Source organism: Streptomyces sp. SID5785 (assembly GCF_009870065.1).
Taxonomy (GTDB): domain Bacteria; phylum Actinomycetota; class Actinomycetes; order Streptomycetales; family Streptomycetaceae; genus Streptomyces.
The window spans coordinates 1-18,177 of the sequence record NZ_WWIA01000024.1 but is presented as its reverse complement, the minus strand read 5'-3'; the positions used below and the strand labels follow the sequence as shown (position 1 = coordinate 18,177).

Annotated in this window: 15 protein-coding genes; 10 read left to right on the top strand and 5 right to left on the bottom strand. The window is 70.7% G+C overall.

The genetic code is table 11. From position 1 onward, the window contains the following. Positions 1–174 precede the first annotated feature (174 nt). From GTW43_RS00790 to GTW43_RS00765, 6 genes are all read left to right on the top strand, one after another. A complete protein-coding gene (locus GTW43_RS00790) occupies positions 175–1,842 on the top strand; it encodes a sensor histidine kinase (RefSeq protein WP_161299590.1) in 1,668 nt (555 codons plus the stop codon). Continuing rightward, positions 1,839–2,534 carry a response regulator gene (locus tag GTW43_RS00785; protein WP_161299589.1) on the top strand — a complete coding sequence of 232 codons (696 nt, stop codon included), beginning with the start codon at positions 1,839–1,841 and terminating at the stop codon, positions 2,532–2,534. Before GTW43_RS00790 ends, GTW43_RS00785 begins: the two co-directional genes overlap by 4 nt. Positions 2,535–2,698: 164 nt before the next feature. Next, positions 2,699–4,066 (top strand): extracellular solute-binding protein, encoded by a 1,368-nt coding sequence (locus GTW43_RS00780; protein WP_161299588.1) that lies wholly within the window; start codon positions 2,699–2,701, stop codon positions 4,064–4,066. 115 nt (positions 4,067–4,181) lie between these two features. Continuing rightward, complete coding sequence (locus tag GTW43_RS00775; RefSeq protein ID WP_161299592.1) at positions 4,182–4,988, top strand: sugar ABC transporter permease; 807 nt, start codon at positions 4,182–4,184, stop codon at positions 4,986–4,988. After that, on the top strand, positions 4,989–5,816 hold the full coding sequence (locus GTW43_RS00770; protein WP_161299587.1) for a carbohydrate ABC transporter permease: 828 nt from the start codon (positions 4,989–4,991) through the stop codon (positions 5,814–5,816). 104 nt (positions 5,817–5,920) lie between these two features. Then, positions 5,921–6,622, top strand: a complete 702-nt coding sequence (locus GTW43_RS00765; RefSeq protein WP_161299586.1) for a helix-turn-helix transcriptional regulator — start codon at positions 5,921–5,923, stop codon at positions 6,620–6,622. Between the two features lie 11 nt (positions 6,623–6,633). Here the strand turns inward: GTW43_RS00765 and GTW43_RS00760 are convergent, their stop codons facing one another. Then, positions 6,634–7,659 (bottom strand): 6-phosphofructokinase, encoded by a 1,026-nt coding sequence (locus GTW43_RS00760; RefSeq protein ID WP_161299585.1) that lies wholly within the window; start codon positions 7,657–7,659, stop codon positions 6,634–6,636. Positions 7,660–7,894: 235 nt separating this feature from the next. Here GTW43_RS00760 and pta point away from each other — a divergent pair, with 235 nt between their 5' ends. The 3 genes from pta (at position 7,895) to pyk (ending at position 12,764) form a co-directional block, all read left to right on the top strand. Continuing rightward, positions 7,895–9,985, top strand: coding sequence for a phosphate acetyltransferase (pta, locus tag GTW43_RS00755; RefSeq protein WP_161299584.1), 2,091 nt, complete (start codon positions 7,895–7,897; stop codon positions 9,983–9,985). A gap of 77 nt (positions 9,986–10,062) precedes the next feature. Continuing rightward, positions 10,063–11,259 carry an acetate kinase gene (locus tag GTW43_RS00750; RefSeq protein ID WP_161299591.1) on the top strand — a complete coding sequence of 399 codons (1,197 nt, stop codon included), beginning with the start codon at positions 10,063–10,065 and terminating at the stop codon, positions 11,257–11,259. 74 nt (positions 11,260–11,333) lie between these two features. Beyond that, positions 11,334–12,764 (top strand): pyruvate kinase, encoded by a 1,431-nt coding sequence (gene pyk, locus GTW43_RS00745; protein ID WP_161299583.1) that lies wholly within the window; start codon positions 11,334–11,336, stop codon positions 12,762–12,764. A gap of 105 nt (positions 12,765–12,869) precedes the next feature. On the opposite strand, the gene GTW43_RS00740 is transcribed toward pyk, so the two are convergent. The 4 genes from GTW43_RS00740 to GTW43_RS00725 form a co-directional block, all read right to left on the bottom strand. Beyond that, complete coding sequence (locus GTW43_RS00740; protein WP_237536331.1) at positions 12,870–14,045, bottom strand: hypothetical protein; 1,176 nt, start codon at positions 14,043–14,045, stop codon at positions 12,870–12,872. A 94-nt stretch (positions 14,046–14,139) separates the two neighbouring features. Continuing rightward, the gene (locus GTW43_RS00735) at positions 14,140–14,700 is read right to left on the bottom strand and encodes a DUF6114 domain-containing protein (protein WP_161299581.1); all 561 of its coding nucleotides are present in this window, start codon (positions 14,698–14,700) and stop codon (positions 14,140–14,142) included. 155 nt (positions 14,701–14,855) lie between these two features. Next, positions 14,856–15,473, bottom strand: coding sequence for a DUF6230 family protein (locus GTW43_RS00730; RefSeq protein ID WP_161299580.1), 618 nt, complete (start codon positions 15,471–15,473; stop codon positions 14,856–14,858). Between the two features lie 640 nt (positions 15,474–16,113). Further along, on the bottom strand, positions 16,114–17,082 hold the full coding sequence (locus tag GTW43_RS00725) for a tetratricopeptide repeat protein (protein ID WP_161299579.1): 969 nt from the start codon (positions 17,080–17,082) through the stop codon (positions 16,114–16,116). Between the two features lie 296 nt (positions 17,083–17,378). Between GTW43_RS00725 and GTW43_RS00720 the strand changes: the two genes are divergently transcribed. Continuing rightward, positions 17,379–18,032, top strand: a complete 654-nt coding sequence (locus tag GTW43_RS00720) for a TetR/AcrR family transcriptional regulator (RefSeq protein ID WP_161299578.1) — start codon at positions 17,379–17,381, stop codon at positions 18,030–18,032. Positions 18,033–18,177 lie beyond the last annotated feature (145 nt).

Below are 18,177 nucleotides of genomic sequence, written 5' to 3'. Positions count from 1 at the left end.
GGGCGGGAGGCCCGGTGGGGGGCGGGTCTCCCGGGATGCGTCTGCCCTGGTGCACGTACGCGCAGGCCGTGCGGCTCACGTCCAGCGGATCCCGGTGACTATCTCCCAGGGCGTGAGGGCCGTCACCCTTCCGTTCATTTAGTTCGTACTTGTACGACGGGGCAGACTGGCGTCATGCGTCTCCCCCGTCCCCGGAGCCTGGCCGGGCAGCTGTTCGCGATGCAGGCCGTGCTCGTGGCGGTCGTGGTCGCGGGGTGCGCGCTGTTCACGTACGTCAGTGACCGGGGGCAGGCGGAGGACGCGGCGCGGCGGCAGGCGACGGCGGCGGCGCGGGCGGTGGCGGACGCGGATTCGGTGCGTGAGGCGATCACGTCGGATGCGGATCCGACCACGCGGCTCCAGCCGTACGCGCGGGATGTGCAGCAGCACACCGGGGTCGACTTCGTGACGATCATGGACCCGACGGGTATCCGGTGGACGCATCCGCGCCGCGATCAGATCGGCGAGCGGTTCCTCGGGCACATCGGTCCGGCGTTGAAGGGGAGGACGTTCTCGGAGACGTACACGGGGACGCTGGGGCCCTCGGTGCGGGTGGTGACGCCGGTGTACGACCTGCGCGGGCGGGTCGTGGGGCTGGTCAGCGCGGGGATCACGATCGACGAGATCACGGAGCAGGCGCGCGGGCAGGTGCTCGCGGTCGCGGGGGTGGCGCTGGCGGCGCTGGTCCTCGGCGGCATCGGCACGTACGTGATCAACGCACGGCTGCGGCGGCACACGCACGGGATGAACGCGGCGGAGCTGAGCCGGATGCACGCGTATCACCAGGCCGCGCTGCACGCGGTGCGCGAGGGGCTGCTGATGCTGGACGGGCAGCGGCGGGTGGCGCTGATCAATGACGGGGCGCGGGAGCTGCTCGGGGTCGGCGACGAGGCGGTGGGCCGGTCGGTGGCGGAGCTGGGGCTGCCGACGGCGCTGACGGGGGCGCTGCTGGCGGCGGAGCCGCGGGTGGACGAGGTGCATCTGACGGCGGACCGGGTGGTGGTCGTGAACACGTCGCCGGTGGAGAGCGAGGAGCGGCGCGGCACGGTGGTGACGCTGCGCGATCACACGGAGCTGCAGTCGGTGATGGGTGAGCTGGACTCGGAGCGGGGGTTCACGCAGGCGCTGCGTTCGCAGGCGCACGAGGCGGCGAACCGGCTGCACACGGTCGTGTCGCTGATCGAGCTGGGTCGCGCGCAGGAGGCGGTGGACTTCGCGACGGCGGAGCTGGAGCTGGCGCAGGCGCTCACGGACCAGGTGGTGGGGGCGGTGAGCGAGCCGGTGCTCGCGGCGCTGCTGCTCGGCAAGGCGGCGCAGGCGAACGAGCGGGGTGTGGAGCTGGTGGTGTCGGCGGACACGCGGATCGACGACGGGCTGCTGCCGCGGGCGGTGCCGGCGCGGGATCTGGTGACGGTGCTCGGCAATCTGGTGGACAACGCGATGGACGCGGCGCAGGGCTCGCCGGGCGGGCGGATCACGGTGACGGCGCGGACGACGGCGGCGGAGCTGGTGCTGCGGGTCGCGGACAGCGGGCCGGGGGTGGATCCGGAGCACGCGGACGCGGTGTTCGAGCGCGGCTGGTCGACGAAGCCGGCCGGGCCGGGTGGCCGCGGGCTGGGTCTGGCGCTCGTACGGCAGGCTGTGGCGCGGGGCGGCGGTGCGCTGGAGCTCGACCGGTCGGCGGAGGGCGGCGCGGTGTTCACGGTGCGGCTGCCGCTGGACGGTGCGGTGCCGGAGCCGCGCCCGGGCGCGCTGGACGCGTCGCGGGCGCGGCAGTTCGCGAAGGAGGTCGGTGGAGGATGAGCGGTGGTGGCACGGTGCCCGGCGACGACGTCCGGGTCCTGGTCGTCGAGGACGATCCGGTGGCTGCGGACGCGCACGCGCTGTACGTGGACCGGGTGCCGGGGTTCGTGACGGTGGCGCGGGCGCAGACGGCGGCCGGGGCGCGGCGGGCGCTGGAGCGCACGGCCGTCGATCTGATCCTGCTCGATCTGCATCTGCCGGACGGCCACGGGCTGGCGCTGGCGCGGTCGCTGCGGGCGGCGGGGCACCGGGCGGATGTGATCGCGGTGACGTCGGCGCGGGATCTGACGGTGGTGCGGGAGGGGGTGTCGCTGGGGGTGGTGCAGTACGTGCTGAAGCCGTTCACGTTCGCCACGCTGCGGGACCGGCTGCTGCGGTACGCCGAGTACCGGACGTCGAGCGGTGAGGCGGCCGGGCAGGACGAGGTGGACCGGGCGCTGGCGAATCTGCGGTCCCCGGCGCCGGCCAAGCTGCCGAAGGGGTTGAGCGCGCCCACGCTGGAGCGGGTGACGCAGGCGGTGCGGGACGCGGGCGCGGACGGGGTGTCGGCGGCGGCGGCCGCGGAGGCGGTGGGCATCTCGCGGATCACGGCCCGGCGTTATCTGGAGCATCTGGTCGAGTCGGGCCGGGCGGTGCGCAGTCCGCAGTACGGGCATGTGGGCCGTCCCGAGCTGGTCTACACCTGGGCGTAGCCGGACGGGCGGGCCGCCGGGGCCGGGGGCGCGGATTACAACGTTGTCACCGTTCGGGCCGGGGACCCTGCACGCCCATTGACCTTGGTCCTGAGCCGCCCTTACGTTCACGGGCAGCCCCGCGTGGCAACGATGCCCGCGATGGTCCGTAGGAGGTCGTGCCCGTGCGCCCCACCGCCCCTCTTCTCGTCGTCACCGCTCTGCTGGCCGCCGGCACGCTCACCGCCTGCGGCGGCGGGTCGGGCAGCGACGCGAACACGATCAAGGTCTCGTACAAGCAGTCCACGGACAACAAGGCGAGGGTCCCGGACATCTATCTCGCCGCGATGAAGAAGCAGTTCGAGAAGAACCACCCGGGCAAGAAGGTCGAGCTCGTCCCCATCAAGGCCGCGGACGCCGACTACTACACGAAGCTCCAGCAGATGCTGCGCTCGCCGAAGACGGCCCCGGATCTCGTGTACGAGGACACGTTCCTCATCAACTCGGACATCACGAGCGGCTATCTCAGGCCGCTGGATCCGTACCTGAAGAAGTGGGCGGACTGGGACCAGTTCATCGACACGGCGAAGACCGCGGCGAAGGCGGAGGACGGGAAGACGTACGGCGTCCCGGACGGGACGGACACCCGCGGGCTCTGGTACGACAAGGCGATCCTGCGGAAGGCGGGGATCAAGCTCCCCTGGCAGCCGAAGACCTGGGACGAGGTCCTGGACGCGGCGCGTGCCGTCAAGAAGAAGGTTCCGGGCGTCACGCCGCTGAACCTCTACACGGGGAAGCCGGGCGGCGAGCAGTCGACGATGCAGGGCTTCGAGATGCTGCTGTACGGGACGGGTGACGGCAGCGCGGATCCGCTCTACGACAAGGGCAGCGGCAAGTGGATCGCCGGGTCGCAGGCGTTCAGGGACAGCCTGGCGTTCGTGGAGAAGGTCTACAAGAACAAGCTCGGCCCGGAGGTCTCGGACGCGCTCGACCCGAACGTGGGCACGACGGTCCGCGGTGACAGGCTGCCCAAGGGGAAGCTCGCCATCGACCTCGACGGCTCCTGGCTGCCGCAGGACTGGATCGAGGGCGCGGGGCACGAGTGGCCGGAGTGGTCGCAGAAGCTGGGGCTCGCGTACATGCCGACGCAGAACGGGCAGGCGCCGGGCAAGGTGTCGATGTCCGGCGGCTGGACGTGGGCGATCCCGTCGAAGGCCGCCAACCCGGATCTCGCCTTCGACTTCATCAAGACGATGCAGACGAAGGCGAACGCGCAGCGCTGGTACATCGCCAACTCCGGTATCTCGGTGCGCAAGGACGTCGCCGCGGACCCGGAGTACATCAAGGCGCAGCCCGGCATCAAGTTCTTCACGGATCTGGTCGCCTCGACGCACTACCGCCCCGCGTATCCCGCCTATCCCAAGGTGTCGACGGCGATCCAGGAGGCGATGGAGTCGGTGACCACCGGGGACGCCTCGGTGGACGAGGCGGCGTCGACGTACGACGAGCAGCTGAAGACGGCGGCGGACGGCAAAATTGTCGACAAGCAGTAGGCCGTCGGTGAGCGGGAGGACGCCGGTGGGCCGCAGGACGTCGGCGGGCCGTGGAAGCAGGCCCGTCGGGCGTTCCGCCCTGCGGGCGCTGCCGCTGGCCCCCGCCACGATCGTCATGGGCCTGTTCCTGGCGGGGCCGATCGGCTACTGCGTCTACCTCGCGTTCACCGATCTCCAGCTGACGGGCCAGGCGCACTCGTCCTTCGTCGGGTTCGACAACTTCACGGCGGCGTTCCGGGACGACGCGTTCCTGAACGCGGTCCGGCTGACGCTGGTGTTCACGTTCCTGTCGTCGGTGGTGGGTCAGAACGTGCTGGGGCTGGCGCTCGCGGCGCTGATGAAGCGCGCCTCGAAGCCGGTCCGTACGGTCACGGGTGCGGTCGTCGTCACGGCCTGGGTGCTGCCGGAGGTCGTGGCCGGTTTCCTGCTCTACGCGTTCTTCCGCCGCGAGGGCACGCTGAACGCCCTCCTCGACTGGCTCGGGCTGCCCGGCCAGAACTGGCTGTACACGCTCCCGATCCTGGCCGTGTCGTTCGCGAACGTGTGGCGTGGCACGGCCTTCTCGATGCTCGTCTACTCGGCGGCGCTGGACGAGATCCCCACGGAGGTCACCGAGTCCGCGGAGATGGACGGTGCGAACGGCCTGCGGCGGCTGTGGCACATCACGCTGCCCATGATCCGCCGCTCGATCGGCACGAACCTGATGCTCAACACGCTCCAGACCCTGTCCGTCTTCGGCCTGATCTGGGTGATGACCCGGGGCGGGCCCGGCAACCGCAGTCAGACGCTGCCCCTGTACATGTACGAGCAGGCCTTCCAGAAGAGCATGATCGGCTACGGCACGGCCGTGGCGCTGCTGCTCCTCGTCGTCGGCTCGCTGTTCTCGGTGGTCTATATGCGCCTGCTGCGCACGGAGGCTTGAGTGACCCGCCGACGCACCCGCACCCGGCTGACGGCCGACGTCAGCCTCGTCCTGGTCGCCCTCGCCTTCGTCCTGCCCCTGGCCTGGGTGGTCCTGTCGTCGTTCGACGCCGAGGCGAACCTGAAGGTGAAGCTGCCCTCGCACCCCACGCTCGACAACTTCGACGCGGTGCTCCAGCCGGACATCACCTTCACTCCGCTGCTCAACAGCCTGATCCTGTGCGGCGGGGCGACGGCCCTCACGGTCGCGTGCGCCGCGCTCGCCGCGTATCCGCTCTCGCGCTACCGCTCGCGCCTGAACAACCCGTATCTGACGACGATCCTGTTCGCGACGTGCCTGCCGATCACGGCGGTCATGGTCCCGGTGTACGCGCTGTTCGTCCAGGTCGATCTGATCGACACGATGGCGGGCACGATCTACTTCTTCACCGCGTCCCAACTCCCGTTCGCCATCTGGCTGATGAAGAACTTCATGGACGGCGTGCCGGCGGAGCTCGAGGAGGCGGCCTGGACGGACGGGGCGAACACCTTCCAGTCGCTGGTGCGGATCGTGCTGCCGCTGATGGGCCCGGGGATCGCGGTCGTCACGGTCTTCTGCTTCGCCATGATGTGGGGCAACTTCTTCGTCCCGTTCATGTTGCTGCTCTCCCCGGACCAGATGCCGGCGTCGGTCAGCATCAACGACTTCTTCGGGAACCGCGGCACGGTCGTCTACGGTCAGCTGGCGGCGTTCTCGATCATCTACTCGACGCCGGTGATCCTGCTGTACGTCCTGGTGTCCCGGCGCTTCGGCGGCGGTTTCGCGCTCGGCGGGGCCGTGAAGGGGTGACAGGAGGGCGCGGGAGCGGTCCCACGGCCTGTACGTTCCTACGATATGTGACGCAAGACGAACGCACCGTGGCCAAGCGGCCCGTTCCCCCCTACTTTGTGGCCGTGCAGCACAAGGCCCCGGCCGACCAGCCGACTCCCCCGTTCAACGCCCCCGCCGCCCGCCGCCTCCGTGAGGCGCTCGGGATGGCGCCGGGCCATGTCGCCTACGGCATGCGCGCCTCGTACGGGCTCACGTACATCACGCCGGAGACCGTCGTGGCGTGGGAACGCGGTGACGCGGTGCCGACGGCCGCCGAGCTGACGGCGCTGGCGGGCGCGCTGTGGTGCTCGCAGGCCGATCTGATCGGTGAGCCGCGCACGCTGCGCGAGCACCGGCTGTCGCTCGGGGTGGCGCCGGAGGACGTGGCCCGTGAGGTGGGCGTCGAGATCCACGCGTACCTGCGGATGGAGGAGACCGGCGAGTGGCGGGGCACCGAGCGGCAGTCGGCGGCGCTGGCCCGCACGCTGCGGCTCGCGCCGCGCGCGTTCGCGACGGTGACCGGGCGGGACCGGCTGCTGGCCGATCTGCTGCGCAGCGCGGTGACGACGCGCTGGCAGGGGCAGACGCGCCCGCTGGGCCGGCTGCTGCCGGTGCCGCGGCGGGAGCTGGAGGACGTGCTGCAGGAGATGCACCTGGAGTACCAGGCGCTGATGGCGGCCACGCTCAGCTGGGGCGGCGGGAGTTCGCCGCAGTCGGGGGACGCGGGGCGGGAGTTCCTGGAGGGGATCCTGGACGAGTTCTGGTCCAGGATCCGTACTCCGTAGCCGTGTCCGACCTAGAAGACGGACTCGGCCTCGTCCATCCGGTCCTTGGGGACGGTCTTGAGCTCGGTGACGGCCTCGGCGAGCGGCACCATCGTGATGTCGGTGCCGCGCAGCGCGGTCATCCGCCCGAAGACTCCCTGGTGCGCGGCCTCGACGGCGTGCCAGCCGAAGCGCGTGGCGAGGACCCGGTCGTAGGCGGTGGGGGTGCCGCCGCGCTGCACGTGGCCGAGGATGACGGGGCGGGCCTCCTTGCCGAGGCGCCGCTCCAGCTCGTAGGCGAGGGCGGTGCCGATGCCCTGGAAGCGCTCGTGGCCGAACTGGTCGATCTCGCCCTTGCCGTAGTCCATCGTGCCGTCGGCGGGGTGGGCGCCCTCGGCGACGCAGATGACGGCGAACTTCTTGCCGCGCGCGAAGCGTTCCTCGACCATCTTGACGAGGTCGGCCGGGTCGAAGGGGCGCTCGGGCAGGCAGATGCCGTGGGCGCCGCCGGCCATGCCGGACTCGAGGGCGATCCAGCCCGCGTGCCGGCCCATGACCTCGACGACCATGACGCGCTGGTGCGACTCGGCGGTGGTCTTGAGCCGGTCCATGGCCTCGGTGGCGACCCCGACGGCGGTGTCGAAGCCGAAGGTGCGGTCGGTGGAGGAGATGTCGTTGTCGATCGTCTTGGGGACGCCGACGACGGGCAGGCCCGCGTCCGACAGCATGCGGGCGGCGGTCAGGGTGCCCTCGCCGCCGATCGGGATGAGGACGTCGAAGCCGATCTCCTCGGCGAGCTGCTTCGCGTTCTCGCACGCCGCGCGGAACTTGTCGCGCTCGAGGCGGGAGGAGCCGAGGATGGTGCCGCCGCGGGCGAGGATGCCGCTGACCGCGTTGAGGTCGAGGGGGCGGTAGCGCCCGTCGAGCAGCCCCGCGTATCCGTCCTCGAAGCCGAGCACCTCGTCGCCGTAGTGCGTGACGGCTCGGTGCACGACCGACCGGATCACTGCGTTCAGGCCAGGGCAGTCGCCGCCTGCGGTCAGAACTCCGATACGCATCGTGCTGTGTCTCCTGCTCGCTGCTGGTACGTCTGAGCAACGCCGATTCTTCCACGGCCGGGCGGCGATCGCGTTCGTGGCGGGCGGAGAAGGGCACTTCGGCACGGCGGGAACGGGTACGAGGTCCTGCCCCGGGAGAGTCCTTTTCCGGCGGGCGACCTAGCTATCGCCGGAGGTACTGTCAAGAGGGCACCGCTTCCGATACGGCCATTTTTGACGCAGGAGGAGAGCACGCGTGACGCGCAGCGTGTACGTGACCGGGATCGACCGGGGCGACGGCCGCCAGGTCGTCGAGCTGGGAGTGATGGAGCTCCTGACCCGCCAGGTCGACCGGGTGGGTGTCTTCCGCCCGCTGGTCCACGACGGCCCCGACCGGCTCTTCGACCTGCTGCGGGCGCGCTACCGCCTGTCGCAGGACCCGGCCAGCGGCTACGGCCTCGACTATCACGAGGCGTCGGCGATCCAGGCCGAGCAGGGCACCGACGAGCTGGTGTCGCACCTGGTCGACCGGTTCCACGCGGTGGCGCGTGACTACGACGTCGTGCTGGTGCTCGGCACCGACTTCGCGGACACCCAGCTGCCGGACGAGCTGGCGCTCAACGCCCGGCTGGCGAACGAGTTCGGTGCGTCGGTGCTGCCCGTGGTCGGCGGCCGCAAGCAGACCTCGGAGTCGGTGCGCGCCGAGGTGCGCAACGCGTACCGCGCGTACGACGGGCTCGGCTGCGACGTGCTGGCGATGGTGGTGAACCGGGTCGCGCCCGAGGACCGCGCCGACATAGAGGAGCGGCTCGCGAGCCGGCTGCCGGTCCCCTGTTACGTGCTGCCCGACGAGCCGGCGCTGGCTGCGCCGACCGTCGCCCAGATCACCCACGCGCTCGGCGGCACGGTGCTGCTCGGCGACGACTCGGGGCTCGCCAGGGACGCGCTCGACTTCGTGTTCGGCGGTGCGATGCTGCCGAACTTCCTGAACGCGCTGACGCCGGGCTGCATGGTCGTGACGCCCGGGGACCGCGCGGACCTGGTGGTCGGCTCGCTGGCCGCGCACAGTGCGGGCACGCCGCCGATCGCGGGCGTGATCCTCACGCTGAACGAGCGGCCGGGCGAGGCGATCCTGAAGCTCGCGGACCGGCTGGCGCCGGGCACGCCGGTCGTCGCGGTGAAGGGCGGCTCCTTCCCGACGGCCGAGGAGCTGTTCGCCCTGGAGGGCAAGCTGAACGCGGCGACCCCGCGCAAGGCGGAGACCGCCCTCGGCCTGTTCGAGCGGTACGTGGACACCGCGGAGCTGCTGCGGACGGTGCAGGCTCCTTCGACCGACCGGGTCACGCCGATGATGTTCGAGCACAAGCTGCTGGAGCAGGCGCGCGCGGACCGGCGCCGGGTCGTGCTGCCCGAGGGCACGGAGGAGCGGGTGCTGCGGGCGGCGGACGTGCTGCTGCGCCGCGGGGTGTGCGACCTGACGCTGCTCGGCCCGGTCGAGCAGATCCGCAAGAAGGCGGCCGACCTGGGCGTCGACCTGTCGCAGAGCGAGCTGATCGACCCGCAGACCTCGGAGCTGAGGGAACGGTTCGCCGCGGAGTACGCGCAGCTGCGCGCACACAAGGGCGTCACGCAGGAGCTGGCCTTCGACGTCGTCGCCGACGTGAACTACTTCGGCACGCTGATGGTCCAGGAGGGGCTCGCCGACGGCATGGTGTCGGGCTCGGTGCACTCGACGGCCGCGACGATCCGTCCCGCGTTCGAGATCATCAAGACCAAGCCGGACGCGGCGATCGTCTCGTCCGTCTTCTTCATGTGCCTGGCCGACAAGGTCCTCGTCTACGGCGACTGCGCGGTGAACCCGGACCCGGACGCGCAGCAGCTCGCCGACATCGCGACCCAGTCGGCCGCGACCGCGGCCCGCTTCGGCGTGGACCCGCGGATCGCGATGCTGTCGTACTCGACGGGCACGTCCGGCTCCGGCGCCGACGTGGACAAGGTGCGCGAGGCGACCGAACTGGTGCGCACGCGCCGCCCGGACCTGAAGATCGAGGGGCCGATCCAGTACGACGCGGCGGTCGAGCCGTCGGTCGCGGCGACGAAGCTGCCGGGCTCGGAGGTCGCGGGCCAGGCGAGCGTGCTGATCTTCCCGGACCTCAACACCGGCAACAACACCTACAAGGCCGTGCAGCGGTCGGCCGGCGCGATCGCCGTCGGGCCGGTCCTGCAGGGCCTGCGCAAGCCGGTCAACGACCTGTCCCGCGGCGCGCTCGTCGGGGACATCGTGAACACGGTCGCCATCACGGCGATCCAGGCCCAGACCCCCACCGAGAAGGCAGCCGCTCAGTGACCTCGCCGACCCCATCGACCCAGACCCCGCAGCCCGGGCGGTCCCAGGCGTCCGAGCCCGCCGCGACGCGGGTCCTCGTGCTCAACTCCGGCTCCTCGTCGGTGAAGTACCAGCTGCTCGACATGCGCGACAACGCCCGTCTCGCCGTGGGGCTGGTGGAGCGCATCGGTGAGGAGACCTCCCGGCTCAAGCACACGCCGCTGCTCGGCGGCGGCGGGCAGGCCCGGGAGCAGGAGCGGCCGATCGCCGACCACGAGGAGGCCCTCCAGGCGGTCGCCGCGGAGCTCGCCGCGGACGGCCTCGGCCTGGACTCGCCCGACCTGGCCGCCATCGGCCACCGGGTCGTGCACGGCGGCATGTTCTTCACCCGGCCGACGGTGATCGACGATGCGGTGCTGGCCGAGGTCGAGCGGCTGATCCCGGTGGCGCCGCTGCACAATCCGGCGAACCTGACGGGCATCCGTACGGCGATGGCACTGCGGCCCGACCTGCCGCAGGTGGCCGTCTTCGACACGGCGTTCCACACGACGATGCCGGAGTCGGCGGCGCGCTACGCGATCGACGTGAAGACCGCCGACGAGCACCGCATCCGCCGCTACGGCTTCCACGGCACGTCGCACGCGTACGTGTCCCGGAAGACGGCCGAGCTGCTCGGCAAGGAGCCGGAGGAGGTGAACGTCATCGTGCTGCACCTGGGCAACGGCGCCTCCGCGTCGGCCGTGCGCGGCGGGGTGTGCGTGGACACCTCGATGGGGCTCACGCCGCTCGAGGGCCTGGTGATGGGGACACGTTCGGGCGATGTCGACCCGGCCGTCATCTTCCATCTGATGCGGGTCGGCGGCATGACGGCGGACGAGATCGACGCGCTGCTCAACAAGAAGAGCGGGCTCATCGGGCTGTGCGGCGACAACGACATGCGGGAGATCCGCCGGCGCGTCGACGAGGGCGACGAGGAGGCGCGGCTCGCCTTCGAGATCTACGTGCACCGGCTGAAGAAGTACATCGGTGCCTACTACGCGGTGCTCGGCCGGGTGGACGCGGTGGCGTTCACGGCGGGGGTCGGCGAGAACGCCGCGCCGGTGCGCGAGGCTGCCGTCGCGGGCCTGGAGGAGCTGGGGCTCGCGGTGGACGCAGAGCTGAACTCCGTACGTTCCGACGAGGCGCGGATCGTCTCGCCGCCGTACGCGCGAGTGGCCGTGGCCGTGGTGCCGACCGACGAGGAGCTGGAGATCGCGCAGCAGACCTACGCACTCGTGCGGACCCGCAACGACTGAGCGCCCGCCCGCCCATTTGTAGTTTCCACCAGACGGAATATTCCGTAGCGAAACAAACCGATAGGATCGCCTCCATGCGCCGTTCCAAAATCGTCTGCACGCTGGGCCCCGCCGTCGACTCCGAAGAGCAGCTCGTCTCGCTGATCGAGGCCGGCATGAACGTGGCCCGATTCAACTTCAGCCACGGCACCCACGAGGAGCACCAGGGCCGCTACGACCGGGTCCGGGCCGCCGCCGCCAAGACCGGCCGCGCCGTGGGTGTGCTCGCCGACCTCCAGGGGCCGAAGATCCGCCTGGAGACTTTCGCCGAGGGCCCCGTCGAGCTGGTGCGCGGTGACGAGTTCACCATCACCACCGAGGACGTCCCCGGTGACAAGTCGATCTGCGGCACGACGTACAAGGGCCTGCCGGGCGACGTCTCGCGCGGGGACCAGGTACTCATCAACGACGGCAACGTCGAGCTCAAGGTGATGGACGTCGAGGGCCCCCGGGTCAAGACGATCGTCATCGAGGGCGGCGTCGTCTCCGACCACAAGGGCATCAACCTGCCGGGTGCGGCGGTCAACGTGCCGGCCCTGTCCGAGAAGGACATCGAGGACCTGCGCTTCGCGCTGCGGATGGGCTGCGACATGGTCGCGCTGTCCTTCGTGCGCGACGCCAACGACGTCAAGGACGTCCACAAGGTGATGGACGAGGAGGGCCGCCGGGTCCCCGTCATCGCCAAGGTGGAGAAGCCGCAGGCCGTCGCCAACATGGAGGGCGTCGTCGCGGCGTTCGACGCGGTGATGGTGGCCCGTGGCGACCTCGCGGTCGAGTACCCGCTCGAGAAGGTCCCGATGGTGCAGAAGCGCCTCGTGGAGATGTGCCGCCGCAACGCGAAGCCGGTGATCGTCGCGACCCAGATGATGGAGTCGATGATCACCAACTCGCGCCCGACCCGCGCCGAGGCCTCCGACGTGGCCAACGCGATCCTCGACGGTGCCGACGCGGTCATGCTGTCCGCCGAGTCCAGCGTGGGCGCGTACCCGATCGAGACCGTCAAGACGATGTCGAAGATCGTCCAGGCGGCCGAGGAGGAGCTGCTCTCCAAGGGCCTGCAGCCGCTCGTGCCGGGCAAGAAGCCGCGCACGCAGGGCGGTTCGGTGGCCCGCGCCGCGTGCGAGATCGCGGACTTCCTGGACGGCAAGGCGCTGATCGCCTTCACCAAGTCCGGTGACACGGCCCGCCGGCTGTCGCGCTATCGCGCCTGCCAGCCGATCCTGGCGTTCACCACGGACGAGGACACCCGCAACCAGCTGGCGCTCAGCTGGGGTGTGGACACCTACGTCGTGCCGCACGTGGACTCCACCGACGCGATGGTCGACCTGGTCGACGCCGAGCTGGTGAAGCTGAACCGCTTCAACGACGGGGACACCGTCGTCATCACGGCCGGTTCGCCCCCCGGCGTCCCCGGCACCACGAACATGGTCCGGGTGCACCACCTGGGCGGCGGCGAGCGCGACTGACGCGACTGACGCGGCCGTCACGGTCCGAACGCGTCGAGGGCGCCTCCTGCGGATGCAGGGGGCGCCCTCGACGTCGTGCGGCTCCCGGAGGGGTCTTCGGTGCGGTCAGCTGTCCTCGACCGTGGTGTGCAGCCCGGGTACGTGCAGGGTGCCGCCGAACTGAGCGGCCTGCGTCACCTTCACGTTGGTGAAGTAGAGGATCGGCAGGTTGAGCGGCGGCGGGCTCTCGGCGTTGAACGTCATGGGGATGAGCCCGAGCAGGTTGCCCGAGAGCTCCTCCGTGTACATGGTCGTCTTGCCGTCGCGGATGGTGGACGTCGAGCCCTTGTCCGCACGGATGTGGAAGTACTTCCCGTCGGGCCCCTGGGATATCTGGTGCAGATCCCCGATGTCGGTGCCGTTGGAGATGATGTACTTCATGACCCGCTTGGTGGAGCCGTCCGCCATGCGCACGTCCACGAGGCCCTTGTAGTCCGCCCCCTTGAGCAGGAGCGAGCTGGCCTCGAGCTTCCAGGACTCCGACGGCAGCTGCGCCGGGGTGTCCTCGTCGGCGCCCTCGGCGTCCGTGGCGACCGGGCAGTTGTCCGGCACCTCGGTCGCGTCGGGGGACGGCGTCGCCGCGTCCGTGGCCTTGTCCTTGACCTCGTCGGCAGCGCCCTCGGTGACGTCCTTGGCCTTGTCGGCCGTGTCCCCGACGGTCTTGCCGACCCCGTCCACGGTGTCCTCGACCGCCTTGCCGGCCCCGTCCACCGTGTCCTTGACCGCGTCACCGGCGTCCTTGGACGCCGAGGCCGAGGGGCTCGGAGTCGGCTCGGCCGTCTCCTTGTCCTTCGGGGTGAAGAGGTCCTTGAGCGCGTCGCCGACACCCAGCGGGTCGAGCGGGTTGGTGGTCTTGGACGGCGAGGGCGTCGGGGTGGCCTCGTCCTTGCTGTCGTCACCGGCGTCCTTGGACGCGGTGGCCGACGGCTCGGGCGTGGGCTCCGCCGCCTTCTTGTCCGCGGAGCCGCTCTTGCCCGCGTCCTCGGACGTGTCCGCGTCGTCCTGGCCCGCGGAGGCCGAGGGGGACGGGGTCGGGGTCGCCGACGCGTCCGCCTTGTCCTTCTCGTCCGCGCCGTTCTCGGCGTCCTTGCCCGCCTCGACGGCGTCGGCGCAGGCCTTGTAGTCGTCCGCCGAGAACTTGGCCGGGTTGTCCTTGGCCGACGCCAGCGTGGGCGTGAGGCCGAGCCCCATCAGCACGGCCGTGGGCATGGCCGCGATCGCGATGGCCTTGCCCGCGGGCATGTGCAGCCTGGTGAACAGATGCTTTCTCGGTGCTGCATGCCGCGGCCCGGTTCTCGCACGGGTCTCCAAGGCGGAGTCCTCGTGGTGCACCTCGTCAGCCGGCACGGTGCCTCCCGTTCGTCCCGTTGTCCGGGCTCGTCCCTGACTCGTCGTCGTTTGCGCCCGCTACCCGGTAGGTGGCTCCCGCGATGGGCGGCGCGACGGGCGCGTCCTGGGACCCGGCCGTGTCACCGCCTCGCGCCGGTGCCTGCGCCCGCGGCTCGCCCGGCGCCCAGGCGATGCCGAGGGCACCGCCGATGAGAGCGAGGAGGAAGCCGATGACGAAGCCACCGAAGTTGGAGACGACCAGAGAGACAAGGGCGAGAAGAATCGCCGCCACACCCGCGAACACCCGGGAGTGCGGCTGGAACCACATCGTCAGGCCGAGCACCACCAGCAGGACACCGATGATGAGCGAGCCGGCTCCCGCCGTCGTCGCCATCTTGATCGTCATGCTGCCGAGCGTCAGATTCGCGTACGGGAAGTACATGATCGGGATGCCGCCGAGGATAGCCAGGAGGCCACCCCAGAATGGGCGCTGACCGCGCCACCCTCGGAACGATTGGCGCAGGTGACCCAGGGTCTGGCCCAGCCCGGCGTGCGCTTCGGCGCTCATGTCGTACAGCTCCTCGGGAATGGCGTTGTTCTGTGGTGATGGTGGCTGTCCGGAGACGGGCACGGGGACTGCGGAGCACGCTCCGTTCGCCCCCGCGCCCGGCCGTTCAGCACATCAAGTGCCAAGCCCCGGGCCCAGGTTCGGACCCGCAGGGACTAGTAGCACTCGTGCTTGCCCTTCTTGACGCTCATCTTGAGGCCCGAGAGCTTGAAGGTGCCGGCGGTGGTGGCCCACGCCCGCTGCTGGACGTTCTCGAAGTGCACCGAGTCGGCCTGCTGGGCGAACGAGTTCGGGTCGGCCTTGTCGCCGTTGTGGATACCCGGACCCTTCTTGGCGTCACCCGCTGCCACACCGATGTCGATGTTCTTGAAGGTCGCGTCGGCCTTCAGGTCATCGGCGTCGATGTAGAGGGTCTTGGCCTCGACGGGGTTGTTCTTGTCGGCACCCGCCGACAGCTTCATCGAGACGTCGCCGAAGACCGGGACCGGGACAACCACCGACTGGCAGAGGTTGTTGATGGTCGCGGACTTCATGCCGACGACGGCGACGGGGTGATTACCCGTCTTGCCGGCGTCGATGGCGCCGTACTGGACGAAGCCGTCACCATCGAGCGAGTCGGCCGTCACCTTGAACGACTGACCCGAAACACTGAACGATGCCGCGAGCGCGCCCTGGGACAGGGCGACGCCTATCGCGGCGGTCGCCGCGACGCTGGGCACCATGACTACGGCGAACCGCTTCCATCTGGTCCCGCCACGAGTCACGGACTTCATGACTGTTCCTCCTTCTCGGACGTACATCTCCGGCCCTGACTGCCCCTTGCGGCGGCTCAGCCGGGCAGGGATGGGAGAAGTGCTACGTCCTCGGGAAGGAGAGCGCCCGCATCGGAGGCGCGAGTCCGCACCCTGATCACCGGCGATCACCCCCGAGCGACAACCACTGGTCGCACCTGAGCCATCACGCGCAACCTGCCGGACAGGCTCAACCGGAAGGCTGAGACCCCCCTGCCCTAGACCGACGGCGCTCCCCTTGGTCCGCCGTCGACCTGCCCGGTGGGGACCCAAGGACCCCGCTGCCCGAATGGCTGTCGGACGGTGGGGAGTGGACCGAGCGTGCCTGATCGTGGTGCATTCCCGGCGTTGACACAAGGGGGTTCGTTACTCGCGGGTAACGGACGGATAACCGAACCGCGACCGGGCGGCGTCGGGCGACAACGGAGGGTGCCGTCAACCGAGTTGGCAATACGGTTGAATACAGGACGGAACCGGACAGAAATCGACCCCCGACTTACTCCAAGTAACAGCGGCCGCGTTTACCAAGTTTTGGTAAAGCGCGGCCGCTGTGGGGTCTCGGGGACAGAATTTTCACCCCGGCACCACATGCCGCGGCGTTTAGGAACAGGTCACCGACGGCTCAGAAGAGAACGCGGGCCAGAGCTGTACGCGCCGCAGTCACCCGCGGGTCGTCGGCCCCGACGACCTCGAACAGTTCGAGCAGACGGACGCGCGCCGCGTCCCGCTCGTCGCCGGCCGAGCGGCTCACCGCGTCGACGAGCCGCCCGAAGGCGTCCTCGACATGCCCCCCGACCAGGTCCAGGTCGGCGGCGGCGATCTGCGCCTGCACGTTCCCCGGCTGCTCGGCGGCGTCCTTGCGCACGGCCTGCGGGTCCATGTCCTGCACCCGCTGCAGGAGCCTGGCCTGACCGAGGCCCAGCTTGGCCTCCGTGTTGCCCGGGTCGTCGGACAGCACGTTCTTGTACGCCTGGACGGCGCCGGCCAGGTCGCCCGCGTCCAGGGCCTGCACGGCGGACTCGAGCAGGGCGTCGTAGGGCCCCGCCGGAGCCTCCACGACCGGTGCGGCGTCCTCCGCATCGGGGTCGACGGCGATGCCGGTGAGCCCGAAGCGCTCCTCGGCCACCTGGATCAACTGGTCGAGCGTGCCGCGGATCTGGGCCTCCGGGGCCGCCCCCTGGAACAGCGGCAGGGCCTGTCCGGCGACCACGGCGAAGACCGCCGGGATCCCCTGGACACCGAACTGCTGCATCAGCATCTGGTTGGCGTCGACGTCGATCTTGGCGAGCAGGAAGCGGCCGCCGTACTCGACGGCGAGGCGCTCGAGGAGCGGGCTCAACTGCTTGCAGGGCTCGCACCACTCGGCCCAGAAGTCGATGACGACGGGTACCTCGGCGGAGCGCTGCAGGACGGCCTGCTCGAAGTCCGCCTCACCGACGTCGATGACGAGGGCGGACGGCGGCACGGCGGCCGGGCCGCCGCCCTGGGCCGCCTCGGCGCGCGCCTGCTCCGCCTTCGCCTTGGCCTCCTGGGCCGCCTTCACCGCGGCGAGGTCGACGACTCCGCTCATGGACATGTTCCGTGGCTGCATGCGTACAGTCTCCCCCTTCCGCGGACCGTTGTGGGCCGGGTCCGCCTCCGTGGGCCTCCCGCCGGATGACGAGGCGTACGGAGCGGACTCGGCCGCGTTGCGCTGTGTGCCGGGTCCCCACCCGGCACGCTGTGGTTGCCGCTCGCCCGGGCCGCTCCGGGGTGCAGAACCGGGGCGCTGTCCGAACGTGCTTACGCTACGACCCGTAGCGTATATGCAGCGCGGAACCGGCGGGGTCCGAACGCCGGTGATCTGGCTCACGGGAACGAGGGCCTACCGGCCGGTATGGTCACCGCATGCAGAGCCGTACCACGCCCCCGTCCGGTCGCCCGTGCCGTCCGGCGGCCCGCACGGGCCGCCCCCGGTCCGCGGCGGCGGACGAGGCGATCCTGGAGGCGACCCGGGCGGCCCTCGTCGATCTGGGCTGGTCCAAGCTGACGATGGGCGACGTGGCGACGCGCGCCGGGGTCGCCAAGACGACGCTCTACCGGCGCTGGGCGGGCAAGAACGAGCTGGTGGTCGACGCGGTCGCGGTCCTCTTCGACGAGCTGGAACTGCCCGACCGGGGCTCGCTCGCGCGGGACATCGAGGGCGTCGTGCTGCAGTTCGCGGCGATCCTGGAGCGGCCCGAAACCAAGACGGCGCTGATGGCGGTCGTCGCCGAGTCCACGCGGGACGCTCCGCTGCGGGAGCGGATCAGGACCTCGATCGTGGAGCGGCAGAAGCGGCTGGTGCTGGAGGGGCGGGCGCGGGCGGAGCGGCGCGGGGAGCTGCCGGTACCGGCGGACGCGGTGGCCGCGGCGCGCGTGGCGGACCTCATCTTCGACGTCGCCGCCGGGACGGTGGTGCATCGGACGCTGGTCAGCGCGGAGCCGGTGGACGCGGAGTGGGTGCGGCACTTCACGCTGCTGCTGCTGGGTGGGTTGAGTGCGGCGTCGGGCGACGCGTAGGCCCTGGCCGGGCTGTCGTGTGGTCGGGTGCGGGCCGGTGGGGCTTCTCGCGCAGTTCCCCGCGCCCCTGAAATGCAGGCGCTGCGCGCCGCATTTCCCCGATGGAGGCTGAGCGGCGAAGCCGCAAGCCTTCAGGGGCGCGGGG

Bases quoted from the DNA above. Each gene is read 5' to 3' on its own strand.
- GTW43_RS00790 (WP_161299590.1), top strand. From the start codon at position 175: ATGCGTCTCCCCCGTCCCCGGAGCCTGGCCGGGCAGCTGTTCGCGATG.
- GTW43_RS00785 (WP_161299589.1), top strand. From the start codon at position 1,839: ATGAGCGGTGGTGGCACGGTGCCCGGCGACGACGTCCGGGTCCTGGTC.
- GTW43_RS00775 (WP_161299592.1), top strand. From the start codon at position 4,182: ATGGGCCTGTTCCTGGCGGGGCCGATCGGCTACTGCGTCTACCTCGCG.
- GTW43_RS00760 (WP_161299585.1), bottom strand. From the start codon at position 7,659: ATGCGTATCGGAGTTCTGACCGCAGGCGGCGACTGCCCTGGCCTGAAC.
- pyk (WP_161299583.1), top strand. From the start codon at position 11,334: ATGCGCCGTTCCAAAATCGTCTGCACGCTGGGCCCCGCCGTCGACTCC.
- GTW43_RS00740 (WP_237536331.1), bottom strand. From the start codon at position 14,045: ATGCCCGCGGGCAAGGCCATCGCGATCGCGGCCATGCCCACGGCCGTG.
- GTW43_RS00735 (WP_161299581.1), bottom strand. From the start codon at position 14,700: ATGAGCGCCGAAGCGCACGCCGGGCTGGGCCAGACCCTGGGTCACCTG.
- GTW43_RS00730 (WP_161299580.1), bottom strand. From the start codon at position 15,473: ATGAAGTCCGTGACTCGTGGCGGGACCAGATGGAAGCGGTTCGCCGTA.
- GTW43_RS00725 (WP_161299579.1), bottom strand. From the start codon at position 17,082: ATGCAGCCACGGAACATGTCCATGAGCGGAGTCGTCGACCTCGCCGCG.
- GTW43_RS00720 (WP_161299578.1), top strand. From the start codon at position 17,379: ATGCAGAGCCGTACCACGCCCCCGTCCGGTCGCCCGTGCCGTCCGGCG.